Annotated in this window: 19 protein-coding genes; 6 read left to right on the top strand and 13 right to left on the bottom strand. The window is 69.8% G+C overall.

Annotation, left to right across the window (positions count from 1 at the left end; genetic code table 11):
- Positions 1-130 precede the first annotated feature (130 nt).
- The 3 genes from OHN74_RS42170 to OHN74_RS42160 form a co-directional block, all read right to left on the bottom strand.
- On the bottom strand, positions 131-1141 hold the full coding sequence (locus OHN74_RS42170) for a YdcF family protein (RefSeq protein WP_327699844.1): 1011 nt from the start codon (positions 1139-1141) through the stop codon (positions 131-133).
- Positions 1142-1209: 68 nt separating this feature from the next.
- Complete coding sequence (locus OHN74_RS42165; protein ID WP_327699843.1) at positions 1210-3216, bottom strand: FtsX-like permease family protein; 2007 nt, start codon at positions 3214-3216, stop codon at positions 1210-1212.
- Positions 3213-4046, bottom strand: a complete 834-nt coding sequence (locus OHN74_RS42160; RefSeq protein ID WP_327699842.1) for an ABC transporter ATP-binding protein — start codon at positions 4044-4046, stop codon at positions 3213-3215. Before OHN74_RS42160 ends, OHN74_RS42165 begins: the two co-directional genes overlap by 4 nt.
- Before the next feature lie 480 nt (positions 4047-4526).
- Here OHN74_RS42160 and OHN74_RS42155 point away from each other — a divergent pair, with 480 nt between their 5' ends.
- The gene (locus OHN74_RS42155; RefSeq protein ID WP_327699841.1) at positions 4527-4877 is read left to right on the top strand and encodes a DUF4333 domain-containing protein; all 351 of its coding nucleotides are present in this window, start codon (positions 4527-4529) and stop codon (positions 4875-4877) included.
- 868 nt (positions 4878-5745) lie between these two features.
- Here the strand turns inward: OHN74_RS42155 and OHN74_RS42150 are convergent.
- A complete protein-coding gene (locus OHN74_RS42150) occupies positions 5746-8838 on the bottom strand; it encodes a S8 family serine peptidase (RefSeq protein ID WP_327699840.1) in 3093 nt (1030 codons plus the stop codon).
- A gap of 481 nt (positions 8839-9319) precedes the next feature.
- On the opposite strand from OHN74_RS42150, the gene OHN74_RS42145 reads away from it, so the two are divergent.
- Positions 9320-9883, top strand: coding sequence for a MarR family winged helix-turn-helix transcriptional regulator (locus tag OHN74_RS42145; RefSeq protein ID WP_327699839.1), 564 nt, complete (start codon positions 9320-9322; stop codon positions 9881-9883).
- A 421-nt stretch (positions 9884-10304) separates the two neighbouring features.
- On the opposite strand, the gene OHN74_RS42140 is transcribed toward OHN74_RS42145, so the two are convergent.
- Positions 10305-10790 (bottom strand): hypothetical protein, encoded by a 486-nt coding sequence (locus tag OHN74_RS42140; protein ID WP_327699838.1) that lies wholly within the window; start codon positions 10788-10790, stop codon positions 10305-10307.
- 199 nt (positions 10791-10989) lie between these two features.
- The gene (locus tag OHN74_RS42135) at positions 10990-12270 is read right to left on the bottom strand and encodes a helix-turn-helix transcriptional regulator (RefSeq protein WP_327699837.1); all 1281 of its coding nucleotides are present in this window, start codon (positions 12268-12270) and stop codon (positions 10990-10992) included.
- A 173-nt stretch (positions 12271-12443) separates the two neighbouring features.
- Between OHN74_RS42135 and OHN74_RS42130 the strand changes: the two genes are divergently transcribed.
- On the top strand, positions 12444-13352 hold the full coding sequence (locus OHN74_RS42130) for an NADP-dependent oxidoreductase (protein WP_327700460.1): 909 nt from the start codon (positions 12444-12446) through the stop codon (positions 13350-13352).
- Positions 13353-13578: 226 nt separating this feature from the next.
- On the opposite strand, the gene OHN74_RS42125 is transcribed toward OHN74_RS42130, so the two are convergent.
- The 6 genes from OHN74_RS42125 to OHN74_RS42095 form a co-directional block, all read right to left on the bottom strand.
- Positions 13579-15093, bottom strand: a complete 1515-nt coding sequence (locus OHN74_RS42125) for a hypothetical protein (protein ID WP_327699836.1) — start codon at positions 15091-15093, stop codon at positions 13579-13581.
- 82 nt (positions 15094-15175) lie between these two features.
- Positions 15176-15511: a hypothetical protein gene (locus tag OHN74_RS42120; RefSeq protein WP_327699835.1), complete on the bottom strand. Its 336-nt coding sequence runs from the start codon at positions 15509-15511 to the stop codon at positions 15176-15178.
- 670 nt (positions 15512-16181) lie between these two features.
- A complete protein-coding gene (locus tag OHN74_RS42115) occupies positions 16182-17942 on the bottom strand; it encodes a S8 family peptidase (RefSeq protein ID WP_327699834.1) in 1761 nt (586 codons plus the stop codon).
- A 1022-nt stretch (positions 17943-18964) separates the two neighbouring features.
- Positions 18965-19738, bottom strand: coding sequence for a maleylpyruvate isomerase N-terminal domain-containing protein (locus OHN74_RS42105; RefSeq protein ID WP_327699833.1), 774 nt, complete (start codon positions 19736-19738; stop codon positions 18965-18967).
- 183 nt (positions 19739-19921) lie between these two features.
- Entirely contained in the window at positions 19922-20221 is a 300-nt protein-coding gene (locus OHN74_RS42100) for a putative quinol monooxygenase (protein ID WP_327699832.1), read from the bottom strand.
- A 307-nt stretch (positions 20222-20528) separates the two neighbouring features.
- On the bottom strand, positions 20529-21260 hold the full coding sequence (locus OHN74_RS42095) for a dienelactone hydrolase family protein (RefSeq protein WP_327699831.1): 732 nt from the start codon (positions 21258-21260) through the stop codon (positions 20529-20531).
- Between the two features lie 436 nt (positions 21261-21696).
- Between OHN74_RS42095 and OHN74_RS42090 the strand changes: the two genes are divergently transcribed.
- Together OHN74_RS42090 and OHN74_RS42080 are read left to right on the top strand one after the other, a co-directional pair.
- Entirely contained in the window at positions 21697-22260 is a 564-nt protein-coding gene (locus tag OHN74_RS42090; RefSeq protein WP_327699830.1) for a YcxB family protein, read from the top strand.
- 1133 nt (positions 22261-23393) lie between these two features.
- Positions 23394-24017 carry a hypothetical protein gene (locus tag OHN74_RS42080; RefSeq protein ID WP_327699829.1) on the top strand — a complete coding sequence of 208 codons (624 nt, stop codon included), beginning with the start codon at positions 23394-23396 and terminating at the stop codon, positions 24015-24017.
- Positions 24018-24634: 617 nt separating this feature from the next.
- On the opposite strand, the gene OHN74_RS42075 is transcribed toward OHN74_RS42080, so the two are convergent.
- Positions 24635-25867, bottom strand: a complete 1233-nt coding sequence (locus OHN74_RS42075) for an MFS transporter (protein ID WP_327699828.1) — start codon at positions 25865-25867, stop codon at positions 24635-24637.
- A gap of 702 nt (positions 25868-26569) precedes the next feature.
- On the opposite strand from OHN74_RS42075, the gene OHN74_RS42070 reads away from it, so the two are divergent.
- Entirely contained in the window at positions 26570-26845 is a 276-nt protein-coding gene (locus OHN74_RS42070) for a hypothetical protein (RefSeq protein ID WP_327699827.1), read from the top strand.
- Positions 26846-26852: the final 7 nt, after the last annotated feature.

The raw sequence follows: 26852 nt of genomic DNA, 5'->3' as shown, positions 1-26852 counted from the left end.
GGCTGGGGTGGTGCCTCCGGGCGAGCCGCGAGCGCCGAGCTGACGGGGCAATGCCCTGCCCCAACCCGGAAGGAACCTGCCGTGATGAACCGCCACCTGCGCAACGCGGTTCGAGGACGGAACCTCACTCTCAGGAAGGGAGGAGGAAGCCCAGCAGGCCGAGCAGCGCGCACGAGCCGAGGTTGACCGCCCGGTAGTGGAGGAAGATCGCGGCGAACTCTCGGATGGTCGCGCTGGGCCAGAAGTAGGCGGCGGTGGGCGAGCCGGTGACCTGGCCGTTCACGCCGGTGCGCCGGGCCGTCAGAGCGGCGCGGAAGACGTGGAAGTTGTTGGTGACGACCACACACCGGTGGTCCGGCTCGCGTTGCCGCATGAGCGCCTCGCTGAAGCGCAGGTTCTCCTCCGTGGTGCGTGAGCGGTTCTCCCGTACGACATGCCGCTCCGGGACGCCACGGGCGATGAGGTAGTCGGCCATCGCCTCGGCCTCGGGCAGGTCCTCGTCGGGGCCCTGGCCGCCGGAGGTGACCAGCACGGGCGGCCTACCCCGCGCCGCCTGCGCCTCGTACACCGCACGCGCCCGCTCCAGTCTGCTCGCCAGCAGGGGCGGCACCCGGGAGCCGCCGATCAGACCGGAGCCGAGGACGACGACGAAGTCCACGTCGTGACGGACCTTCAGCCGCGCGTAGAGGAAGGCGTAGGCGAGGAACGACAGGAAGACGTACGAGACGTAGCCGGCCACGAGGAGGACCGCTCCGGCGATGTGCCGCAACGGCGGCGAGTCGACGTCGGCGGCCGTCACGGTGAGCGAGACGCAGCCGAGGACGGCCAGCCCCGCCAGCCCGGAGAGCAGGTTGGCGGGGCGTGGGCCCTCCTTGCGGACCATCGTCACCGCGTTCGCCATCAGGAAGAACGCGAGCGCGAGCACCCCCAGAGCCAGCAGCACGAGGGCGAGGGTCATCGCCGCGAGGAGGGGTGGGGGCGCGCTGCCGGCTGCCATTTGGGCGAGCAGCGCCAGAGTCAGCAGGACGAGGCACAGTCCGAGGAGGACGGCGTTGCCGAAGCGGCGGGGGTCTTGCCGCGTCCGGGCCAGGAGGAGCAGGAAGGCCAGCCCGGCGAGGATCGCGAAAATGACGATAGGCATGGGTTGTTGTCACCTTTGCTGATCGGGGGCGTTGCCCTGGCCCGGGATGCGGGTACGGCGGTGGCCTGTTACTCGGGGCGTGGGCCTGACTGCTCCGTGACCGACCTCAGCAGCGGGCGGCTGAGCGCGCCGGCCGCCAGCAGTCCCGCGACGCCGACGCCGAAGCACAGGGCGAGCAGGACCAGGCCGCCGGTTTCGATACTCGAGCCCTCACCGAGGGTGAGCGGGGCGGCGGTGAAGATGCCTGTCAGGGCTGCTCCGCCGGCGAGGACGGCCACGGGGAGGAGGGTCTCCTTGCGGCGGGCGGCGTCCAGGGTCCGCAGCGGTGTACCCGCGAGGCGGAGCAGGCCGTAGGTGCGGCGGCGGTCCAGGACGGAGGCGGCCGCGGTGATGCCCGCGGAGGCGATCGCGGTGATGAAGGTGACGCCGAGGATGACCCGGGTGGCGTTGGAGAAGTCGTCTGCGAACAACCTGGTCGACCAGTCGATGTCGGTTCCGGTGACCGGGTACTGGCCGGGTACGAGGGACGTCAGCGCGGTGCGGGCGCGGTCCAGCTGCTCGGTGCCGCCGGGCATGGTGGCGGTGACCTGGACGCTGTTCTCGCCGCCGCCCGTGGCGACCCAGTCGGTGTCCGTGCCGATGGTGGCGGTGATCCCCGCGTGTTCCAGGCGATGCCGCGCATCCTGTTGGACCACGGCCGCCCGGCTTTTGGGAACAGCCACGGCAAGGGTGTCGGGATGTCCCCACGGAGAGACGCCTGAGATCGCGAAGAGAGCGAAGAACCCGGCCACGAATCCGGCGAGGGTGAGCCCGGAGACCGTACGCCAGCCGCTCTTGGGATCGTCCAGCAGGCGGCGGCCGGCCAGCAGGGTCGCCGGCTTCTGGGCAAGGGCGCAGATGATCCGCCCGAGGACGCCGACCACCCACGGGCCGATCACGGACAGGGCGAGGAAGACCGCGGCGAAGAACACGAGGGGGCCGTTGACATCGCTCTTGTGCTCCTGGGTGAACAAGCTGTAGCCCACGATCACCGCGACGAAGGCCAGGGCGCGCAGGAAGCTCATGCGGGGTGGCTTGGAGCGGCGCGCCACGCCCAGGGGGCCGACGACGACCTGGCGCAGCCCGACGAGCGCGCTGACGACCACCATGGCGACGACACCGGCGAGCACGGCGAGCAGCATCGGGAGCCCCACCCACAGGTCTGCCGCGTACCAGGAGCCGCCCGCCACGGACACCCGCGCGGTGGCCGGCATGAGCAGTCCGTATCCGATGGTGCCCAGCAGCGCGCCCGCCGCGCCGGTGAGGGCCGCCTCGGCGGCGGTCATCCCGGCGATCCGGCCCGGGGTGGCACCGATGAGCCGCAGCGCGGCGAGGCGCTGGTCGCGGCGGGAGACCGACAGGCGGGCGGAGGATGCGCCCAGGACCAGCAGCGGTACGACGACGAGGATGGTGGCGATCTTCGCGAGAGCCACGTACCCGCTGCCGATGCCGTCGGTCGAGCGCCGTCCGGTGAAGTCGGCGACCCTGGTGGGGGTGACGGTGTCCCCGGGGCGGCGCGCATCGTCTGCGCGCGGGGTGGTGACGGCGACGGCGGTCGGCCTGTGGCCGACGACCGCGACCAGGTCGCCGGGGTGGGCCACCGCGGCGCGGCCGAGGGTTCCCGCCACGGTGCCGGGCACGGGATGCCGGTCGGTGGGAAGGCGGTGGAGCAGGTCGGCGAGGGCCGGGGAGACCCACACCTCGCCCGGCTCAGGGAAGCGGGGCATGCCGGGCGGGGCGGGGGCCTTCTTGCCCGGGAGCTGTGCCACGTCGACGACCGTGACGGGGGTACCGCCGCTGAAGGTGGTACCGACCGCCTCGACGGCAACCGGAGCCGCGGACTTGACGGGGGTGCGCCAGTCGATGCGGTCGGCTCGCTGCTGGAAACCGAGGTTGACGGCCACGCAGATCAGCAGGAGCGCGGTGCTGATGGCGGCCGCGGCGACGGACAGGGAGGTGGCCAGCAGCCCGGTGCGGCCTCCGGCGCGGGTCAGCCGCCAGGTCAGGGTCCAGGTGGTGCGGTCCAGGGCCCTCATCGGTCGTACCTCGCGTCCGCGTCGTAGTCGGCTGGGCGTCCGGCGGTGCCCCGGGCGGCGTGGGCGACGGCGCTCGTGACCGCGGCCCCGTCCGGCGTCCGGTGGTCCTCGGACAGGCGGCCGTCGCGGACGCGGATGGTGCGGTCGCACCAGCGCGCCACGTCCTCGTCGTGGGTGACCACGACGAGTGCGGTTCGCTGCCTGCGGGTGGTGGTGACCAGGAGGTCGATGACCTCCATGCCGGTGACCTGGTCCAGTGCGCCCGTGGGCTCGTCGGCGAAGATCACCTGGGGGCTGCCGACCAGCGCGCGTGCGATGGCCACACGCTGCGCCTGCCCGCCGGACAGTTGTCCGGGCCGCCGCTCCTCCATGCCCGCGAGGCCCAGCGGCGGGAACCACCCCCGCGCCTTCTGGACCGCTTGGCGGCGGGGCATGCCACCGAGCATCAACGGCAGGGCCACGTTCTCGTCGGCGGGCAGCTCCGGCAGCAGTTGGCCGGACTGGAAGACGAAGCCGAAGCGGGTCCGGCGCAGCTCGCTGCGGTGCGGCTCGTCCAGCTGTTCCACGCTCACCCAGGCTCCGTCCGAGGGGACCCCCGTCTCGCTTCGCTCGCCGGCGAGCATCACCTGGCCCTCGTCGGGGCGTTCGATGCCGGCGAGGCAGTGCAGCAGGGTGGACTTGCCCGACCCGGACGGGCCCATGATCGCCAGCGACTCGCCCCCCGAGACGGACACGTCGACACCGGCCAGGGCGCGGGTCGGACCGTAGGACTTCTTCAGACCGGCGGCCACCAGGACGGGGTAGGCAGCGGTCGTGCGGTACGAGTTCATCGGGCGGACTCCACGGTGACGAGGGCGCACAGGACGAGGCACAGCCCGGCGAACGTCGCCAGGGCCGGTTGGAGAACGGTGAGGATCTGCATGCCGTCGACTGTCCAGCCGTACCGCCCCGCGCGTCCTCGGCCGCCGGACCGGTCCGGGACCGCCGGCATCGGCCTGCGGGCCGACCCGCTGCTCGGCCGTACGTCCGTACTCCTTGCGGCGCGGATCCCGATATATCCCGCTCTCCCCGGCCGTCCGGCGCGCCGTCACAGTCTCCCTCTGCGGGGCCCTGGTGTGGTTGCTCGACCTGGTGGCCGGACCTGCACTCCGGTACGCGACAGCCGGCTGCCGCCCGCCTGACCCGTGAATCGGCCTGCGGGCCGACCCCGGTCGCACACGGTCGGCCGACCGGCCGAAGCGCAGCCACCGTCCGGCGGGCCACTCTTCCGTTGACAGCCTCACCGCAGCAAGCACATCGCAGGAGAGAACATGAAATACGCCGCTGTGTCCCTGGTGACCGCCACCGTCGTGGCCGTGGGCGGGTTCGCTTTCGTGGCCGTACCGCGGCTGCTGAGTACGGAGTCGACCAGCACCGCCGGTGCCACCGGGGCCGTGAGCCGTGCAGAGGTCGAGAAACAGGTCCGCGAGAACTACTCCGTGCCGCTCATCCAGGAGAAGCCGAAATCCGTGAGCTGCGCCGGAGGTCTCAAGCCACGGCAGCACGACTCGGTCGAGTGCACTGTGACGTCCAAGAACGGGAAGCGGCAGCAGATCATGGTGTCCGTGACCAAGGCCAACGGGAACGGTGTCTCGTACGACTACGCGGTGCTGGAGAATTAGGACTGTCCGCTGTGGCCCGACGCGGGGGTGTCAGGACGGCATGGCCATGGCGAAGACGGAATTGATCACCCCACCCGCGCCGACCGCACCGACCGCGCGCCTGCGACCCGATCACAAAGCCTGCGCGGTCGGGATCACGGGAAAGACATGACTGGCCCTAACCGGGCCGGTGAACAGGATTCGCACCGCGTGCACTCCTTGCTGCGCTTGTGGACACGGCGTCGGCGTTGTTCCAGAGCTTTGACACATCGCAACGGCCCGCCGGATGAACCGACGAGCCGTCACGAAAGGCCTACGCCAAGGCGTCAGAGACCACTCTCAGCAATAGGTCGCCCACGGAGGGGGGTTGTCGCAGTAGGAGGGAGGGTCAGGCAGGACTATGTCGTCCGCGTGGGCCTGCGTCTGCGGTACGAAAACTGCTCCCAGTGCGGCAGCCAGGACGGCGGCCATCACCGCCGTCCTCCGGAACCGGTCAAAGACCGTACTCATAGCATCTCCTTGAGTGCTCGATGTTTGGTGTGGCAGCGTCAAAACAAAGGCGTCAGAGCTGCCCAGGCGTGGCACGGCAGATCAACTGCAGTGCCAATCGGACGGATAGAGCGTGCAGAAAGGCTGGGAGGTAGAGGGCCCAATAGGCACAGTGCCCGCGTGGGCCTGCGTCTGCGGTACGAAAACTGCTCCCAGTGCGGCAGCCAGGACGGCGGCCATCACTGCCGTCCTCCGGAACCGGTCAATGACCGTGCTCATATACATCTCCTTGAGTGCTCGATGTTTGGTGTGCCAGCTTCAGAATTGCGTTCGCATTCAGCCTCCATTCATTCCTTTGCTGAGCTCCGGTTGTTGCGACCTTCCCGTCAAGCCCCCTGTTCTACGGGGTGACGGTCAGGACAGTTGTGCCGACGGTGTCCGGGCCGTCGCCGTAGCCGACCAGGCCGAGGTAGACGCCGCCGGCCGGGAGGTTCCGCCAGGAGACGGTGGTCGGGACGGTGTCGCCGCGGGAGACCGGGTGCGTGGCCGGAGTGACGGTGGCCGGGTGGTCGGGGGTGTCCGGGCCGATCAGCCAGGTGTGGAGGGTGTACGTCTGGCTGGTGACGCCCGGCGGCAGGGCGTACTGGATGACGTACACCGTGTACGTGCCCGGCTCGAGGTCGGCATGCTCGTCGTTGCTGCTGCCGGGCCTGGTGAGCAGGTGGCCGTCCTTGTCCAGCACCCACAGATCCAGGTCACTGCCTGCGAGATGTTCGGCGGAGAGGATCGCGACGCGGGCCAGGCCGGCGCCCTCCAGAACGGTGAACTCGGCCTTGGCCACGGAGGGCGACGGGCGCGACGGGTCGAAGTCGGTGTTCACGCCGGTCAGGGTGCCGCTCTTGACCGTGCCCGCGTACAGGCCCCGCACGGTGGTGGTGAGGGTGCCGTCGAAGCCGACCTTCGGGGTGAAGGTGACCGCGCCGGTGGCGCCCTCGCCGGTCGCCTCGGCCGGGATGTCGAGTGCCGAGGCCCGCAGGGCGACGGCGCTGCGCACCCGGTGGGTCTTGTCGCTCCAGCTCACCGATCCGTACGACCACTTCCCGAAGGCGGCGTCGGTGCGGGTGAAGGCGACCTGGTAGGTGGCCGAGCCGCCGGGCGGGACGACCAGCCTCTCCGGCGAAAGTTGGGCCTCGTAGCCGGGCGGCGTCCGCAGCGCGGCGGTGTAGACACCGGTGGTGGCGGAGACGTTGGTGACGGTGCGGGTCACGGTCTGCTTCCCCGCGAGGTCACCCACCGAGATCGTCGGGGAGTTGAGGTCGCTCGGGTCGGTCTTCCGGGCGGTGGCGCAGGCGTCGCCGCCGTCGGCGGCGGTCACCGGAGGCCGACCCAGGGCGCACAGGTACGCCGTCCAGTCGGCGGACGTGGAGTCGTAGACCAGGCCCGGGTCGTCGGCCGGGTTCGGGGCGACGTGCCCGCCGCCGTAGTCGAGTGGGGTGGCCGCGGCGCCGGAGCGCTGGATCGGCCTGCCCGCGCTGTCCTTGGTGGTGGCGGTGGTCATCAGGGCCGACTTGACCTCCATCGGAGACCAGTCGGGGTGCAACTGGCGCAGCAGCAGGGCCAGCCCGGCCACGTGCGGCGTGGACATGGACGTACCGGACATGAGGCCCTGCTCGCCCTTGAAGGCACCGCCGGAACCGCCCGGGGTGGTGCCGGCGGTGATGTCCACGCCGGGGGCTGTGACGTCGGGCTGGAGCAGGTCGCCGCCACTGTTGACGTCCGGGCCGCTGGAGGAGAAGTTGGCCACCTCCGGCGCCTCTTGGTGCACGGCCCGCGCCGCACCGAGCACGGCGGTGGCGCCGGTACTGTCGGCGTACGCCTTGATCGCCACGCCGGTGGCCCGGTCGACGTGGACGGACGGGACGGTGTAGGCGCCGGCGATCTGCGCGTCGATCGGGGTGACGTTGTACAGCACCATGCCGGCGCCGCCCGCCGCCTCGACCTCGTCGCTCTTGTCGGTCAGGACGACGCCGCCGTACGCGCAGAGCACGATGGCGCCCTTCACCTGGTCCGGGTCGAGGGTGCCGGTCCGGCACTGCCCGGCCGCGGTGGCGTCCGCGCCGCTCCTGCCCGCCTTCGCCGCGTCGACGAGCGGCGCGGACGGCACGGCGGAGGCGCTGGTGCCGACGCCGGAGTAGGAGGCGCCGTCGCCGAGGGTGACGGTCGTGCGGTAGCCGACGTCATGGGTGGAGGCGGCTACGGTCGTCACCCACGGAATCCCGTTCGCGGCGGTGCCGGGCCCCGAGTTGCCCGAGGCTGCCGAGATGAAGACGCCGGCCTTGGCGGCGTTGAACAACGCCATGTACTCGGGGCGGTTGGCGGGCTCGTCGAACGCGCCGGCGATGGAGTAGTTGATGACGTCCACACCATCGGCCACGGCCCTGTCCATGGCTGCGACGATGTCGGCCGTCCCGCAGACGCTGTTCCAGCACACCTTGTAGGCGGCGATGCGCGCGGCCGGGGCTATCCCGGATATCCGGCCGGATATCGCGGTGTCGGGCACCGAGGCGGGCACGTCGGCGAGGCCGGCCGCCGTGGTCGCGGTGTGCGTGCCGTGGGCCTCGGGGTCCATCGGGGACGGCCAGTCGTCCTGCCCCGGGTCGAAGACGTCCTTGTTGTAGTACTGGGCGCCGATCACCTTGTTGTTGCAGGTGACCCGGTGCGCGGGGTCGTCGCCGGGGTCACAGCCGCCCTTCCACTTCTTGGCGATGACCTCGGCGTCGGGCCGGGGCTCCGGAAGGGCCCGCAACGACGGGTTGTTGGTGTCGATCCCGGAGTCCAGAAGACCGATGATCATCCCCTCCCCCGCGTTCCGCTGACCGCCGGGGATCTTGGAGTACAGACCACCGGGCTTCTTCAGACCGAGGAACCCGACCGTGTCGGCGGGCGGGAGAGAGCCTGCGGTGGTCGCGGTCGGGGTACCTGCTGTGGCGGCCGTGGCCGCGGTACCGGCCATGGTGTCCGCGGCGACCAGATGGCTCGCCTCGCTGCGGGTCATCGAGACGACGCCGGGGGTGCGGGCCAGTTCCGCGGCCTGACCGGCCGTCAGTTTTGCGGAGAACCCGTTCAGTACGTACTGGTAGCTGTACAGCGGAGTGACGCCCCGCACCTCGTCCAGCACCTGGTCGCGTGCCTGCTTCAGTCGGCCGAGGTGGTCGCGTACGGCTTGGGAGCGCGGGTTCACCTTCTCTCCGGGCGCCGGCGCGGTCCCGCCGTACGTGGCGACGGGCTGGTCGGCGAGTTGGACGAGGTAGGTGCCGGCGGCGTACGTCTGCCGGGTGGTGTCGGCCGGTTGCCGCGCCGCCGGGCCGGTGGGCGCGGCCTGCGCGGGCGGGCCGGCGGCGAGAAGCAGAAGGCTGCCGGCGACTGCCGGGGCCAGGAGCGACGCGGCTCTGCCGCCGAGGCGGCTGCGTCGGCCGAGGTGCTGCTGAGACACAGAGTGCCCTTCCCCCTGCGCATGCATGGGACAGGCATGCGCAGGGCGTGGAGTGGTCAGTTCCCCGAGATCACAGCCACCTTGTCACTAATGAAGTTGCTTGAGAAGAGTCAAACGCTTGATAGATTAACAACTGCACATTTTCTCCACGGAGTTTTCCGACCACGGCCATCTAGGGCGGCAAAAACCGCCCCTGCCCGGCCGGTCAGGGGCAGTCGTACGTGAAGCGAGTCGTCGCCGTGCGGCGGGTGGGCGAGAGGAGGCGCAGTTCGGCCCGTGCCGTCCGGTGGCCCTTGCATGCGCAGACGACTCACGGTGACCGCGACCGCCCCGGACGGGCCGCGGCCCATGACGTCGCCGACGCCGAGGGCAACCTGGCCGCCCGAGAGCGGGATGACCGGCCGCTGTCGTCGTTGCTTCGCCTGCCTGGCCGACGGCTTCGCGAGGAAGGCCATCCGCCCCTCGCGCATAGAATCTGCCCATGGCCAAGAACCGCGCCGCCAAGCGGACCCCCAGCGCACCCGTCGGTGAAACCAGCCCCGACGGGCAAGCCGAGTCGGCACAGGGCAGCGAGGCCGCGGAACCGGTCCAGTGGCTGAACGAGGAGGAACTCCACGCCTGGATGGCCCTGGCCGGCATGGTGACCAAGCTGCCCGCGGCCATGGACCGGCAGCTCCAGCGCGACGCCGGGCTCACACACTTCGAGTACCAGGTCCTCGTGGGCCTGTCCCGGGCCCCCGAGCACACCCTGCGCATGAGCGAGCTGGCCGACTTCACCGCAGGTCAACTGCCGCGCCTGTCCCAGGTCGCGGCCCGCATGGAGCAGCGCGGCTGGCTCACCCGCCGCCCCGACCCCACCGACGGCCGCTACACCCTGGCCAGCCTGACCGACACAGGGATGACGAAACTCGAAACCAGCGCCCCCGGTCATGTCACCGCGGTCCGCCGCCTCATCTTCGACAGCCTCTCCCCCACACAGGTACGCCAGATGACCCAGATCGCGCAGCGCATCATCCAGGCAACGGGCAGCGCCGAGCTCCGCTGAGGCTCAAGTCCGTGACGTCTCCGATCAGACACGAGACATCACTTCACACGTGAAGTGAATCACTCGAAGCGCCAGTGGCGCCATGAAGTGACGTCCATTTAACTTCACGCATGAAGCATTAAACGGCGGGGCCCGGTGGCCACACCATCGCCCACCTTCCGTGCCACGCATCCATGGTCACCGGAAACCACCTGCCAGCCGCCGTAGGCCAGGACGCCCAAGAAGGCCCCCACAATGCGTAAGAGACGTGCGGCACAAAGATGCAGGAGCAAAGCCAGGACAGAGAGGAATCCAGCAACAGCCCGACCACGAGACGTGGAATGCTCCGGCACCATGGGATCGTCCGTGACGCGGACGATCAACCTGACCCGGGCCCAGCGACTCGCCGAGGCCGCCATCCGCCATCCGCCATCCGCCAGGCCTAGACCCGACCGTGGGACCGGTGACCGCTGCCGCGGTGAGCCTGTCCCACAGCGGACCCCCGTAGCCTTCGCCAGTGCTGCTGCTCTCGACTCAGGTGATCAAGTCGCCCAGCGGCAGGGCACACAGGGGGGTCGGCGGCGGACAGCAGTCCCTGGCCCGGTTCACGGGTGGCCACGACCCTTACCATCCCGTCGGCAGGCTCCTGAGGAATGGGGCAAGCCGGTCGGGGGGCCGGCAGCAGCGGATCCTGGTTGGCGATCAGGCCGGACTGCGTACCCAGGAGCGTGTAGAACTCGCACAGCACGGCCGGCAGGGAGCAGCCGAGCGTCGCCTCGGCCCGCGCCAGTTCCGCTGCTGGCGTGCCGTCGTCCTCGGTCAACGGCTCGTCCCAAGCAGCGGCAAAGGCGCGGACGAATACCCACGCCCGCTCCTGGTCGGTGATTCCGCCGTCCAGAGCCTGGGCCACGTCGAACACGCCAGTCATGCCGCGACCGTACCGGAAGCACACGCTGCATCACCCGCAGACGATCAGCCCGCCAGTGAGAGTAGACATACCGAGCCAGCCCGATGCTCCTCGCCAAGATCGTGTTACGAGCTCCTGTGTCCCGTGCGCCATGCGCGGCACCTGGACATCCGGAGTCCTGGTCGCCGCTGCGACAGGCCATCCACTGCCCACGACACGGCTATGCGGTGCCCCATTCATGGACGAGCGCGGCCGCCTCGCCGCGAGAGCTGACGCCCAGTTTGCCGAGGATCTTCGCCACGTGGAACTTCACCGTCGACTCGCTGATGTGCAGATCTTGCGCGATGTCCCGGTTGCGCCGACCGCGGGCCAGCTGTCCCAGCACCGCCAGTTCCCGTTCTCCCAGCGCGGTCAGGGGGTGCTGGCGGGGTGTGTTGGGCGATGCGAGAGGGATCTCGAGGGTCACCGCCGTGCCCCATCCGGGCACCGCGTCCAGTTCGACCCGCCCGCCGAGCGGTGCCAGTCGCTCGGTGACACGCCGGGCGTCGAGGGCGCTGCGGGACAGGGTCCCGGGTCCGTTGTCCCGTACGGTGACGCGCAGTTCGTCCGTACCGACTTTCCAGCCGACGTGGACTCGGTGCTCTCCGTCACCGTCCGAACCGTGCCCCTGGTCGTCGAGTGACGCGTGCACGGTGGCCCGGACCACGGCAAGCGCCGTGTCGGTGACATCGGCGGGCAGCAGCCGGTCCGCGCCCTCCTCCGCGCCGGGCGGACCCAACTCCAGCTGTAGGCCGCGAGCGCGCAGGATCCGGCGCAGCGACACGGCGAGCCGCTCGAAGGCGTCTCCGGCCCGCTCCTCCGCCAGCGACTGGTCGAGTTCGGCCCGTGACCGCAGTTCGTCGAGAGCGGAGACGGCGAGGTCGACGGCACGCGTGCGGGCGTTCGTGTCGTCCAGGGCGCGGTCGCGCAGGACGCCGAGCAACGCGGTCAGCGCGCCCCCGTGGGTGTCGCGGAGCTCGGCGATGGCGGCGGCACGGGCCGCCGCCGCGGCTCGTGACGCGGCCAGCGACCCGGGGAGCGTCTCGGTCCGCACGCCGTCCCGGTGCGCGGTCACCAGGTCCCACAGCAGCTGGGCGGGTGTCAGGTGTTCCTCCGGTACTGCCGTGTCCTCGGTCCGTATGACGACCAGAAGCGCGCTCTGCCCAGTGATGTCGCTGGTCAGAGCCAGCACGGGCACGTCGACGCCCGCCATCGTGGCCCGCCCCTGCCAGTTTCCCCTCGCCGGCAACAGCGGCCGCAACGCGACCAGGTCGGCGGCGGTAGCGACGGAGCCGGCCCGGCCCGGGGCTTCACCGTGGGTCAGGAACGGCGAGTATGCGCAGTTGCCGGTCAGCTGGGCGATCGCCCGGTGCGGAATCGTCTTCGCCAGCACGGCCGACAGGCGCGACAGGGTATCGGACAGCGGCGCCTGGATCAGCTCGACTGCGGCCATCAGATTCATGTCCGCCAGCGTAAGCAGTCGGCCCTCCCATCGGATCGTCCTTTCGGCTAGTTCAAACCGTCCGAAAGGACAGCGCCAGTCGAGCCGTCCAGCCGGAGGCTGGAGGTGTTGTCCACGACCGGCCGCCACCACCACGGCGAGCTGATGCATACGAACGACGGGAAGTGACAGACGTGAAGGCGATCTCGTACGGGGAGTACGGCGGTCCGGAGGTTCTGCAGCTGACGGAGGTGACAGAGCCGCACGCCGGCCCCGGGCAGGTGCGGGTGCGGATTGTCGCTGCCGCCGTCAATCCCATCGACTTCAAGATTCGGCGCGGCTGGGTCCAGGAGATGATGGGCCCCGTGTCCTTCCCCGCCGTCCCCGGCATGGAAGCGGCAGGCATCGTCGACGAGTTGGGTGAGGGCGTCACCGGTGTCTCGGTCGGGGACGAGGTGATGGCCTGGACCGAGACTGGCTCCTACGCCGAGTACGCCCTGGCCTCGGACTTCGCGCCCAAGCCGGCCGGCCTCGACTGGGAGACGGCCGCCGCGCTGCCCGTGGCCGTCGAGACCTCCGACCGTGCGCTGGTCGAGCTCGCGGTCGGCCCGGGCGAGACCCTCCTGATTCACGGAGCCGCAAGTGTGGTCGGCTCCGTCGGCGTCCAGCTCGCCGTGGCCCGCGGTGCCACCGTGATCGGTACGGCGTCCGAGGCCAACCACGACTACCTGCGCTCTCTCGGCGCGATCCCCGTGGTGTACGGCGACGGCCTCGCCGACCGTGTCCGCGCCGTCGCCCCGCAGGGCGTCGATGCCGTCTACGACGTCGCCGGCATCGACGCACTGGATGTCTCCGTCCAACTGCGCGGCGGCACCACCGAGCGCATCGTCACCATCTCCGACCCCCGGGCCTTTGAGCTGGGTATCACCTTCTCCGGCGACAACCGACGGTTCGGGCCGGAGCTCACCGAGTATGCCCGCCTCGCCGCCGACGGACGCCTGAGCGTGCGCGTCGACCGGAGCTTTCCACTCGCCGACGCCGCCAAGGCGCACGAGCTGAGCGAGACCGGCCGTGCGCGCGGCAAGGTGCTCCTGCGCCCGTAGGGGGGCCTCGGAGAGCTACGGCGTCGCTCTCCCGCACGCTCCTTGAATTGTCTCTAGATGTTGGTGTGCCCGTCCGCGACACCGAAAATGATCGCTTGATCTCCGTTCGCCAGGCATGGTTTCGCTCGTTCACCGGCTGGGGTGGCAAGCCGGCGACCTGCCGCAAGTTCGCCCCAACCGGACTGGAAGGTGTCGCGGAGCCTCGGAGCGCCGTGCCTTCTGGCGTTCAGGACGGTACGGCCGCGGGCCAGGGTGTGCCGGTCTCCGCGTCCCAGCGGCGGACGGTGGCGCCGTCTGCCGAATACAGCACCGCACGGCCGTCCACCGGTGCGGACGCGACATCCAGCACGATGCGGCGGTGGCCGAAGAGTGGCGGACCGACCGGTTCGCCGGTCTCCGCGTCGAGGCGGTGCACCTGGCGGCAGCCGGCAACCGCCAGGCAGGGCCGGCCGCCCAGTTCGTAGACACAGAAGCCGTTCAGGTCGCCGATTCCGATCGGGGAGCCGATCTCCAAGCCTGTCTCGGCGTCGATCCGATACAGCTTCCGGTACGGGCCGGAACCGTCGGTGAATGCCAACCGCGGACGGCCCTCGGCCACATAGCGGACCGGAGGCATCAGGGTCGACCCGAAGAGCGGGTCCACGGGCCGACCGGTGGCGAGCGCGATGCGGATCAGGTTTCGCTCGCCCTCGGGCGTCCGACGCGTCACCATCAGGAGGTCGTCGTCGACACCCAGCATCGCCGAGTTGGCGGTCAGCGTTATCGGCCGCCCGGACGGTACGCCGGTCCGAGCGTCGAACCTCAGGACCACACCGTCGGCGTGTCCGACGAAGCATTCGCCGCCGTGCGCGGCCACCGTCATTGCCCGCCGTGCCGACGGCCGCAGGCGCAGACCGGGCCGGACCAGCGGGGTCGCACGCCAGTCGGCGCCGACCGGACGCCAGAGCCGAGGGTGACGGCCGTCGGCATCCACGGTGAGCACGCCGGGGCCATCGCGATCCACGAAGGGATGCACCGACAACTCGTCCTTCGAGAACAGAACGCTCGATTGCGAGATGGAGCCGGCAAACGGCCAGGCACCTTCCGGTCCCGGATAGCTGAATGTGTGGATCGGCTCGCCGTCGTGCGGTGAGCGGAAGGCCAGATCCGATTTCTCTCGCGTGATCAGCATGCCGCCGGCCACGGTGAGCCGGCCGGTCGGGCTGTCCAGCAAGGGCCGGGCCACGCCGCGCCATCGTGGCTCGTAGGCGCCGCCGAGCAGCACCCCCGCATCCACACCGACCAGCAGGCGTCGCACGGGGTAGTCGCCCGCGCGGCCCAGCCGGCCCGCCTCGGCCAGCGCGGGCCGCGCAGCGTCCAGTTCCGCACGCAGTGCGTCGACCATCGCGTCCAACTCGACACCGGTCATCGTCGGCCGGTCCAGGGCCGCGTCCGCGATGGTCTCGATCAGCTCCAGTGCCGTCTCGCTCCCGACACCGGACGGCTGCGCCGCGATCCGGGCCAGGAAGCGCAACGTGGGCACGGCGGCCGGCCGGAAACCTTCAGGTTTGCCACTTACGGTCGCGTACCAGTAGTCGTGGTCGTTGTCCTCCAGGACGTCATAGATCCGGTTCTCGTTCCCGCCCTCCGCGGCCAGCGACCGTAGCGCCGAGACCAGCTCCGCCGCGTCGTCCGGGCTCAGCAGTTCGTCCCACGCGACTTCGTCGAGACCGTCGAGCGGGCGATCCCAGTGCGGCTCCATGTGTATGACCGACCCCTCCAGCGGGCGCAAGGCCGGTGGCGAAGCCGCGGGCCTGCCACCGGTTGTTACTCAGCAACGTTTGTCAGAACAGATCGGCGATGAGGCCACCGGTTCGGGAACCGGCCGAGTTGCCGACGTCCTCCGCCGTCACGTGCACACGCTGTGCCGGTACTGCGGCGTCGATGTCGCCCACGACGCCTCCGGCCTGTGACGCCACCCTGCCCGCTGACACCGCGCCCGCCCTGACCTCTCCCCCGCCTGCGCCACCGCACTGACGGCGGCGCAGCACGGCGGCCCCGCCTCGGCCTCCCGACCACGGCCCAGCCAGCTTAGTGACCTGCGGATTCACGGACAGGCACAGCAGAGCGTACGGACGGTTGTCGACCGGGTCGTCGTCGGGGATTTGAGCCTGGTCCACGGAGGCGTTGCCGCTTCGTGACCGTGGTCGGGCCTTCGTGGTCGGAGTTCTGGTCGGTCCGGCTGCTGTGACCGCTACGCGCGGCGCCGGACGGGCCGGTACCGCACCGGACGGGAGCGAGTAGATCCATGACGAACGGCGTGAACGCGGGCAGCGGAGACCGGCCGACGGCTGGGGGCTTGGTCGAAACCGTGCACGGAACTCGGTGCCCCACCTCCCCCGCATTCGGCCTCCTTGCCGGTGTGCGTCCAGGGCGGAGTTTTTACGTCGTACCCCTGAGAGCCCGCCAACCGCAAGGCGTAGGCCCCCTGCGGCGCGGCCTTGCGTTCTAGGAGTCGTTGCAACACCCCAGCTCAAGGGGTGCGATGGACTTGGAGATCCGCAAGGAGCGAACGGCCAGAGCGGACACCGCCCTGCAAACTCCCCAGGGAGGCGCACGGTGAGCCGGACACCGGCCCCAGGCCGTCCGCGGCCTTCCTGGACGCGTCCTGCCCTCCGGCGTATGGGCCCCGGCTGCGGCATACACCGCTACCGAGGCCCATATTCCCTCTGCCGCCCAGCAGTTCGCAGCCCTGGCCGAACAGACCGCGGCCCGCCTTGTCCGCGGTTGCGGGCGGGGAGCTGTCGTCGGCGCAGTGCGTGCTGTACGTGGGCGTTGCCGGGCCCTGCGCTAGAAGGTCAGGTTCCAGGCGTCGATCTTGCCCGTGTCGGAGGCGGCGTTGTCGTTGACGCGCAGCTTCCAGGTGCCGTTCGCGACCTCCGAGGAGGCGTTCACGGTGTAGGTCTGGGCGATGTTGTCGGCGCTGCCGCCGGTGTGGTTGTGCAGTGTGTAGACGGTGCCGTCCGGCGCCACCAGATCGACCTTCAGATCACCGATGTAGGTGTGCTTGATGTCCACACCCACCTTGAGAGTGGCCGGGGCGTTGCCTGTCACGCCGGTGACGGCGATCGAGCTCTCCACGGTCGCGTTGTCGTTGATGGTGACGTCCGCGAGGTTCTCGAAGTACTTGCCGGGCGGCGGGGTGGTCCCGACGGCCTTGAGGGCGTCGGTCTGTCCCTCACCGAAGAACGAGTTGTTGGCCGTCGTGCCCGTGCAGCGGCTGTCCGAGGGGCAGGCGATGTCGTTGGCCTGGGCGGCCAGCTTGGCGCGGATCTCCGCCGGGGTGATGCCCGGGTTGGCGCTGGCGATGAGTGCCGCCACACCGACCACGTGCGGGGTGGCCATCGAGGTGCCGCTCTTGCTGCCGTAGCCGCCGCCGGGGACGGTGGAGTACACGCTGCTGCCCGGCGCCGCGATGTCGATGACGCCCTGCCCGTAGTTGGAGAACGAGGCCTTGGTGACGCCCGTGCCGTTGGCCGCGACCGTGACCACGCCCGGCAGCTCGGTCGGGATGTCGAGGCAGGCGTTGGTGATGGTGCGGGTGACCGGCGTCGAGTCGTTCGGGCTCGCGGAGTCGGTCGTCTTGTGGGCGAGGTCGTAGTTCTCGTTGCCCGCGGCGGCGATCTGGAGGGAGCCCTTGCCCTCGGCGTACTCCTGGGCGCGCTTGACGCCCTCGATGATGGCGGCCTGGTCGATGTTGTCCGGGCAGTTGAACTGCCACGGGTCCGTGTAATAGCTGTTGTTGGTGACCTTGAAGCCGTGGTCACCGGCCCAGACGAAGCCGCAGATGGTGTTCTCGGCGAAGAAGAAGGCGTTGCCCGGCTCGGCGACCCGAACCGCGGCGATCGTCACCCCGGGGGCCACTCCGACGACGCCCTTGCCGTTCTTGGCCGCGGCGACGGTGCCCGCTACGTGGGTGCCGTGGGTGTCGACGTCCCGCCAGGCGCCGGCACGGGTGTCGGGCTTGCCGTAGGCGCAGGACACCGAGTCGGCCGCGTCGAAGTTGGGTGCCAGGTCCTGGTGCTGGTCGTCCACACCGGTGTCCAGGATGCCGACCTTGACCGTGGCAGAGCCCGGGTTCACGGCCCAGGCCTGGTCGGCCTTGATCTGGCTCATGTCGGCCCGGACCGGTTCTCCGGCCGGGGTCGAGGCCTGAGCCGGATTGGCCGGGAGCGCCGGGTTGTAGGCGTCGGCAGGGACGTCCGAGGTGCGCGTGGCGCCGACCTGCTGCACGCCGGCCACGCCGCGCATGGTGGCGGCGAATCCGCTGGACGCCGAGTGGGCGACGATCACGCCGATGGCGTCGAAGTTCGAGAAGACGGTGCCGCCGTTGGCCGCGATCGCGGAGCGGACCGCCGAACTGTCACCGGGGGCGGTGATCACGAGGTAGGCACGCGTGCCGGCCACCCAGGTCGCACTCTGGGAAGCCGGCACGGCGGCCGGAGTGTGGGCCTTGGCGGCCGACGCGGTGGAGGGGACGACGGGGAGCGTGCCCGCGAGGGCACCCGGGGCGCCGAACGCGAGGGCTCCGCCGAGCGTGGCCGCCAGCACCAGCGTGCGTCTGGATCGGCCGGATATGTGGGGTATCAATGCGTCCTCCGAAGACGGCCCGACCGTGCTGATGGCACCAGCCGGACCGTACGAAACGAGTGGTGGATGCAAGATGTCAGACGGGTCCTCCTGTACGGAAGTACCTTTCTGTGCCGCGACGTTTTAGGAGCATGGCTGAAAAGCACCGTTGGGGGTGCCGACGCGGTTCCGGATGTCCACCACCGAGCGGATGCACCGGGTGATCGTTCCCTGGGTGCGTATCGAGCAGACCCGGCGGTGGCTGCCCCGGTGCGCGTCGAGGGCTGGTCGACCGCATCACCCTGCCGTAGCCTGGCGGCGACGCTGCCCGCCCTTCCCGCACATCCTGTTCGCCCCGATCGTCCTGGACGGCATCGGCCGGCCGGTGTCGAGAACCGGAACACGCCCTGCGCGCGGGGGTCGGGCTGCTGGCCCGCTTTCCGATACGACGTCCCCGTGCTCGTAACACCGCCGGCCGACTGCTCCAGCACGGCCCCTCCGTACCCGTGTGGCATCCCACGAAGCAGTCGGCCACCAGGCCGGCGCGTATCCCCTCCTGCCGACATGGTCAGCAACGTGCCCGCGCGCCTACGGCGGGCCGCTTGGTCGGCTTTCTCCGGGATGACGTGCCGGATCCCGCGTCCACGTAGGCAGGCGCGGATGCGACGGTTCCTGTTGCCCTTGTCGGCGCTGACGCTGTCGGGTGTCGTGCGAGGCCGGCCGATGCCGGGCGGGGAGCCGGATCCGTTTCGTGACAGCTTCGAACACGGCGCAGTCGGCCCGCTGACCGGGCGTCAGGACGAGCGAGAGCCCTTCGCCCTTGAACAGCAGCACCGGCGCCGCGCAGTGTCCCCAGTACAGCGGCAGCCCGCCCGCAGATGCGCCTTGCACCCTTGAACAGCGGGCCCGCAGCAGGACCGCAGCCGCGCGATGTGCGCAACTCCGGGCCCAGTGGCGCCCGCAGGAGCGGCGCATCACCAACAGGTACGTCACAAGTGCGCGCTTTACGCGTTCGGGTCCCACTCTGCGAGCTGCTCCATCGGCTCGGTGTCGCCGGTGGTCTCCAGTCCGTCGAACGGGACGCGCGCGTAGAAGTAGAGGATCAGTTCGCTCGCTGCTCCCCACATCGCCATGTCGCCCGGCTCCGCGTCGGCGGCGAGGTCGTCGCAGCGGACACCGTCGGCATTGAGGGTCAGGCGCCAGGAGCGGCCCTCGGTCGCGTGCAGGTCGATGGTTGCCGGCTTGAACGGCCAGGGGACAGTCGTCGCCGAGACGGTCGTCAGGAACTCGTCGACGCCCTCGACCGCGACTTCCGTCGGCAGCGACTGTGCGGCGCCCTGGGTGAGCTGGACGTCGTAGGTGTGGACGGCGATCTCCTGGATCTGGTGCCTGGCCACGGCACCACTGGTCTCCGGAGCCTGCGAGCGGCCCCACCAGGTCCAGCAGCCGCGGTCCGGACCGGCCTCACGCATCGCGTCGAGCATGAGCTCGGTCGACTCGGCGAGCCAGGCGTCCAGGGCTTCGTGGTCGCGGGGCGCGGTCGGGGCGCCCTTCGGGTCCGTCCTCGCCGGGGGCTCAGCGCCCGGGCCCGCCGCGACGATGGCGGCCTGGCGACGGCGGCCGTCACCGAGGTGCTGCGCCAGTTCGCGCAGTGTCCAGTCCGGGCAGGTGGGGACCTGGACGTCAAGGTCGGGGGCGGACGCGATCGCAGCGCGGAACGCGGCCGAGCGGTCTTCGATCAGCCGCAGGACCTCGGGAAACTCCAAGATGTTTTGCACGGCGGTTGTTTATCACGCCACTCCGGCCGCCAGGTAGCGAATTTGTCGGACGAACACACGCGCGCTGCTCACCAACGGCGACTTCGACCGCTACTGGACCTGAGGTGATCGTCACCTCCTACGAGGCGGCGATCACTCTCGCGTCATCACTGATCTGGGCAAGATCGCTCTGAAAGACGAACATCAGAGTCCCAGCCCGCCCACGACCGACAACTCCTGTTTGGTGAACTCTCCCGTCAGCATCGGCATGGCCTTGCTGATGGCGACCCTTGCCTCGGGCAACGTCAGCGAAGCATCGTGGTGCTCCTTGGTCCGCCAGACCTCCGTGACCCAGATTGTCACGTCATCATCGTCGGACAAGCCCACGACGTAGATGTCGCATCCTGCCGCACGAAGTCCGTCGACAGCGCTCAGAAGAATGGAGACGACTTCGTCGCGGGAACCGGACTGGGTTTTCATCGATACGATGCAGCCGTATGTCATAACGGTCTCTCCCTCTCAAGGACGAGAAAGGTGCTCGCCCAAGGCCGCACCTTGCCATCGGCAGGCGATGGGCTCAACAACGCTGAGTCCCTGACAGAGCGCCAGTCGCTGGTCCATCGCTCAGACACCCTTCAAGGCGGGCCCTGGTGCCGCGTCAGTCAACGTTCGTCCTGGCGATGTTTGCGCAGGCACTGGAACGGTGACGCGCCCGGACCTGAACTCTGTTGGCCACTCTGGCCAGTGCGCGCTGAACGCTCCCATCGGGAACGGTTCCCGATCGGCGCGTCACGGAGTACAGGCGGGAGTATCAGCCAAGGTGCCGGGCGAAGAACCGCAGCGTGCTGTCCATCTCGAACGCCGGGACCTCACCGTGCTTGCCGGGGTTGGCGTGCAGCGTCTTCTCTGTTGAGGCGAAGGCGTCGAACAGTGCCAGGCTCTGGGTCCGTGGCACTCGCTCATCGTCCCACTGCACGAGGAATTCCAGCGGGACGGTAATCCGTGCGGCGGTCTCGGCTGACACCTCAGCACCCCCCAGGCCCAACACCGCCGCCCGGACCCGGGGCTCGGCCGCGATCAGCGGGACACCGATCACGCAGCCCAGCGACACACCCCAGTAGCCAACTGGGCCGATGCCGACATGACTGAGCTCCTGGACCGCGTCGAGGACTGTCTGCCATTCCGGCACGATCTGGCGGACAACGAGCGCCTGGAAGCCGGCGATCAGCGGGGCCAGTCCCTCACCGGTGTCAAGCCGGGCCTCGTACTCGGTCGCGATCCGGGTGAACTCCTCATGTTCCGGCCGGTCACCGTGGCTGGGCGCATCGACCGCCACCACGGCGAAACCGCACTCGGCCACGAAACGGCGCGCACGGTCCACGATGTCAGGGGCCGTCTTGCTCTGACCGCCGCCGTGCCCCATTGCGATCAGGGGGCGGGGCCCGTCGACACCTCGCGGTGTCCATAGCACGCCAGGGATGTCGCCGATCAGAAAGAGCTGTTCAAAGACGCTGTCGGACGACGTCTCAGAGATGAAGCGCATAGCGTTTCGGGCCTTTCGGGATGCCTGCTGCGGGCGGCTACAAGTGTGATGCGCCGCAAGTCACGGGTAAGTTGCCAGTCAGGTGAAGTGTGCTCTGGCGACGAATTCGCGTAGGCGCCTGTCCTGGGCGTGCTTGTCCCGCCAGATGATGTGGCGGCGTACTCCAGGTGCCCGTGGTGGTCGTCGCGGTCAACGCGTTTACTCAGGGCGGTGGTCTGAGTCGTCCGCCTGGCACTTGGCTGGTCGTCACCTCACGCTACCCGCGCCGGGTGGCCTGGTTGGAGGAATGCTCACGATGTCTGCGGATCGGACTCGGGAGGGGTGCTCGCGGAACGCGGAGGGCGCACCTTCCCGGGTGATCGACATGGTCTTCGACCCGGGCCGAGTGAGAACTTCAGTTCGCTATGATCCGCATGTCTTGTACCGGGGAGGGACCATGGCCGAAGGCCACAGCGACCAAGGCATCAACAATGCGGAATCCTCTGACAACGTCGTGGACGGGCGGGCCGTAGTCGAACTGGCGTACCGGCCCCAGTCTGCCGACACCCTTGCCGGCCTGCGGGTCCGCGAGCGGATCAAATGGGCCGGGCTGCTGCTGCGGGGTGTAGTCCTCTTTCTGGCGGTAGGACACTGGCTGGTCTCCGCCGCCGTCCGCGGCAGTGTCGACGTGTTCTCGACTGCTCTGCTCCTGTTGGTCGTCTTGCTGATGTGGGGCTATCCGCGGCTGCAAGCCGCCCAGGTGCAGCGGCTCGTGGGATGGCAGGGCGAGTACCACGCCACCGTGTCTCCGGCCGGGATCACATGCCGTACCGACCACAGCACACTGAGCCAGAAGTGGTCCCTCTTCCAGGGGTACCGAGAAACGGCAGGCCACTTTGTCCTGCTCAGCCGGGATCCCAACATCATGTGCCTCGACGTCCTGCCCAAGCGGGGCCTGCATCAGGCTGGGGACCTCGAGCGGCTACGGGCGATCCTGGACCAGTACACCCCTCGCGTGTGACAGGTGTCCGCTTTTGTGAAACAAGCGGGCTCTGTGACAACCATCCCGCTTCGATGTGACTGATTGCCAATGATCCTCGTCAGCCCAGTGAACTGGCGGTGCGGCCCATGGAATCGTTGATCGCAGTCGCCCGTGATCGAGGCGACCATGTTGAGGAAGTCCACCTTGCCTCGGGCGCTGCGCTCGAGAGTTTCGCCGGGGACGGCGCCGGGGGCACGTACTTCTTCTGCGGTCAATGCGGCGAGGAACGTCCAATCGCCTATGCCGACTCCGATGGACGCGCGGCTCTGGTGGCGATCGGCCTGCCCGGAGGCTGCCGATCCCGGCGCATCCGTGCCAGGTCGGTATGACGTAGGCGTCCTTGGCGACGGTCGTGCCATAGCCTCGGCAGCCGCAGGCGGCACAGTTAACGGTAAGGCCAGGAATCCAGCAGTCCAGCCTCGTCGTTCGGTACGCGGCACGACAGCACCTTCGCCCCGTCCGTAACGATCGCCGTGCAGTGATGCGCGGCCTTGCCGGCATCAACCCCCGCCCAAAGCCCGGGCACTCGATCCTCCCTCTTCGTTCGGTTGACTGACCCTGCAGACGACCACGCCGACGTGTCTTTACGAAGCGTTCTCTGTTCGCTCATCCGAATGAGTGGCCGTGTCGTCGCGGGCCTTGGACGGCCTGTCAGTCGAAGCCACACGTACGGCATGAGCGCTTTCAGCCACACCCAGGCCCCTGGGTTCCCGGTCGTACGAAGGACCAGAATCAACCCTGTTTGTCAGTGGCCTCCCAGCCTGGCGCGCCGCGCGCATCCCGGTGCGGCCGGCACCTTGCCGCGGTGTGTGCGGTCCCGGGCGAACCGCTCCACCTGGTGGATGCCGTCGTCCTGTGGCGACACAGGTCACCCGTCCTCGTACGGCCCACACGGCCCACACGGCCCACACGGTATCCCAGGCACCCCATATACCTGCACGTCAGAGGGGCTGGGACGGTTCCACCCTGCTCGATCGGTTGTCGGCTGTTGCGCCCGGCCGCTGTGACCGCCGATGCTCTTGGTGCCGCACCGAGCGGGCCCGGACCGACCAGCCGGCCTCGCCGGGGCATTCATGTCCACGCACTCATCACTCGTCCACGGGGGAACACCCATGTCCATGCGCATCCGAACGGGCGCTGTCACCGCACTCGCCGTCGCCGCCCTCGCGGCGGGCACAGTCCTGACTGCACCGGCCGCAGGCGCCGCGCCGAAGGCTGCCACACCCACGTTCCTGTCGGCGTCCCAGCTGCCGCCGCACCCGACGTCGTCCTGGACCGCCGGGCCGGTCACCGAGGGGTTCCCGGAGTCGCTCGGCCTCTGCGTGAGCACGGAGGGCGTGCTCGACTACGACTACCAGCACCGGGAGTTCCAGACCGACTTGGACACCAGCGCCGTGCAGTTGACCGTCGTGACGGGCACAGCCACCCAGGCCAAGGCCCTCGCGAAGCACTACGACGACCTGATCCGCACCTGCGCCGCCCGCATCGAGAAGTCCTCGCCCGACGTCGAGGCCGAGGGCCGGGACTACGGCACCCTGCCGGTCGAGGAGGGCGCCCGCGTCCGCGGCCTGCACACCGAGACGTCCTGGGGCGCCAACGACATCGCCCTGCTGTCGGTCGGACGGGACGACAAGACCGTCACCGTCGTCAAGTGGGGACAGATGGGCGACTTCGACGACGCGCCCGTAGCCGCCTTCAAGAAGACCACGACCACGGCCGTCAACAAGCTGTACTGACCGGGCGGCCACCAGAAAGTGCCAGGGCCGTCCTTCCGCCACGGGGGTCGGAAGGACGGCCCCGTACCAGTCATGTCCCGGGGCGGGGACAGTCGCACTCCGGTCAAGTCCCGCTGGCACCCCCGCCCGGGGACCGCCTCCACATTGTTGCCACGGCGGTGTCGGCGCTCTCAGTCCTGTAGTGGTGACCGACGGTGGCCCTCAGGACGTGACCGGGCCCGGCTGCGGGGGTGGTGGGGCCGGGCCCGGTGGTGGTGGGCGGTCAGCGGGCGCAGTACAGGCCGGTGTAGCCGCTCCGGCCGGTGGCGATCCGTGCCTTCGTGGCGAAGGTGGCGGACACCGTTCCGTTCCAGCGCCCGCCACATGGCGCCCGCCCCCGTCATTGGTCACCTCAACCCGTGTACTGACCGGCTCGGGTTCAAACGGAAGTCGCTCCAGCTGTAGTTGTTGTCGACCTGACTCCACGGAGGAGCGAGCAAGGGCTCGAGTGTGCGGGCGGGTGTCGGGCGGGCGTCCGACACCCGGCATGCAACGCTGAAGGCATTGTTTTCCCGAGCCGAGGCTCTCGCTCCCAGTTCTCGACCCAGACCTCGTAGTCCTCCTCGGAGTTGTACTGGTCAAGTTGGGGGTAGACCCGTTTGCGCCTTGGTTTCCGCGGGCGCGGACAGCATGTTCGGTGATGAGTCCCGCAGACCGCTGAGTGCCAGGACCGTCATCACCACTGAGGCCCCCGCCGCCAAGCCGAAACCGCCGTGCGCACCGCCCGCGTCCACAACCCTCCCCGCGACCGCCGCGGCGCCTGCTATTCCTGCCGCGCTTGCGGAGTTGCCCCAGGTGAACGCCTGGGTGAGGACGGCGCGCGGGACCGCCGACTCGGTGACAACGGAGCAGAGGATCAGCAGGACCGGCACCGCGAGTCCGGTCAGGGCGAGAGTGGCGCCGACCGCGAGGGGCGCGTCGAGGAATATCAGCGGGAGGCTCGCGAGAGTGAGGCAGGCGGCGGCTACGGCCTGGTGTCGCCGGGGTGAGCCGCCGTGGCGCCAGGCTCCGTATGCCCAACCACCCACCAGGTTGGTGCAGTTCGCGGCGAAGTAGAGCAGTGCTGCCGTGTCCGGTGCACCGCGTCCGACAGCGTACGCGGTGACGGACACCTGCATCGCGCCGAAGAACGCCCCGAGCGCGAGGCCGAGCGCCACCTGCCGCAGAAATACGGAGCGGAGCAGAGCGCGTCCGGCGTGGCGGCGTTCGGCGCGGCATGTGAGGGGCGGCGTGGTGCGGCGCTGGGCGGCGAGGGCGAGCCCACCGCCGACGACGAGTGCGGCGGCGAGCAGCGCCCCGGAACCGGGGCGGCCCGCCGCACCGAGGACACTCACCAAAGCCGGGCCGGCCATGTAGGACACGCCGTTGGCGAGGGCCTCCAGGGCGAAGGCGGTTGGCAGCGCGGCAGCCCGTTCGCCGGACAGCAGGGCGGACCATCGAGCGGCGGACAGGGCACCGAGCTGGGGCAGTGTTGCCCCGACGAGCACCCCGGCGACAAGGTCCGGAACGGCGCCGACGAGCAGCAGCGCCACGGCACCGGCGTGCGCGCCCACCGCGCAGTAAAGCACCCGCGTCTGCCCGAACAGGTCGACGAGGCGCCCGATTTGGGGCCCGGCAATGGCGTCCGCGACGGCGAACCCGCCGGTGACGAGTCCCGCAGCGGCATACGAGCCGGTGCGTGCGTGCACCAGCCAGACAATGCCGATGCCCGTCATGGCGATGCCCAGTCGCCCGACAGCGGTGGGAAGGAAGAAGGCCGCGGCACCCTTGGTGCGCAGCAGGGTGCGGTAGTTCGCTGACGCCGAAGGCACGGCGCATCCCTTTCGCCGCCCGGCGGGACGCACCACCGGGATCGTCGGCGTCCGGATGTGCCGACCCGTGGCTGCGCCTGAAGCCGTCCAGTGGTGGCGTGGAGCGGGGACGCGCACCCCACGCCGACTTCGTCACCGGGCAGATGTCATGCGGTAGTTGATGACCTTCCTTGAGCGTAGAGGAAGGGCGCGCAGAAGCGAACAGGGTGCGGTTCTTCTGGCGTGAGCTCGTCTGTCAGGCCAGGAATTCGTAGGTGTGCCGGTCGGGCGAGGTTAGAAGGGTTCGCGTTCTCTGTGGGTCGTTTCACCGGCTTCCGGTGTTGCCGAGTCGTCGACCACCAGATATCGGGCTGCTCCTTCGACGATGCCGCTGGCGATCGGCCATCCGGCCCCGAGGGCCGTGTCGTGGTGGAGACAGGCGGCGAATGTCTCCAGGCGGGACAGACGGCCCGGTCCGGTCCGTTGCGGCCAGGGAAAGCTCAGCCGCTCGGGTCCTGACGCCGGGCAACGCATGGGGCCCGTCCGCTGTACGCGGACGGGCCCCATGTTTCGAGCGCCGGGCAGGCCTTGCACCTGCATTTCCCCGCAGGAAGCGGGGCGTCTTTCCTTGGACCACCAACGCACGACCAGCCGACTTGAGTTGCGGCGACCAGCTCAAGATCAAGTCTAGCGCATTGCGGCTGGCTTTTTGCCCCCAGGACTGTGGTCTCCGTCAGGAACACCACCCGGATCCTCGGCCCGACCACAGCCGGCCTGCTGACCGCTTCCGTCGGAGGCGGCTGGGTCATCGGCGCGGACACCGCGTCCTTCCTCCTGGCGGCTACGTTCTTCGCCCGGATGTCGCTTCCCGACCTGCCACCGCGCACCGACGGCGACCCGACGATGCTCGGCGAACCACGGCAGGGCTGGGGCCTGGTGCTGAGCGCCCGCGGTGTCGGGGCCTTGCCGACCAGCGCGGTGAGGTGGCGGCGAAGCTGAGGGTGCG

Source organism: Streptomyces sp. NBC_00459, assembly GCF_036013955.1.
GTDB lineage: Bacteria > Actinomycetota > Actinomycetes > Streptomycetales > Streptomycetaceae > Streptomyces.
This window is presented reverse-complemented; position numbering and strand designations above follow the sequence as displayed.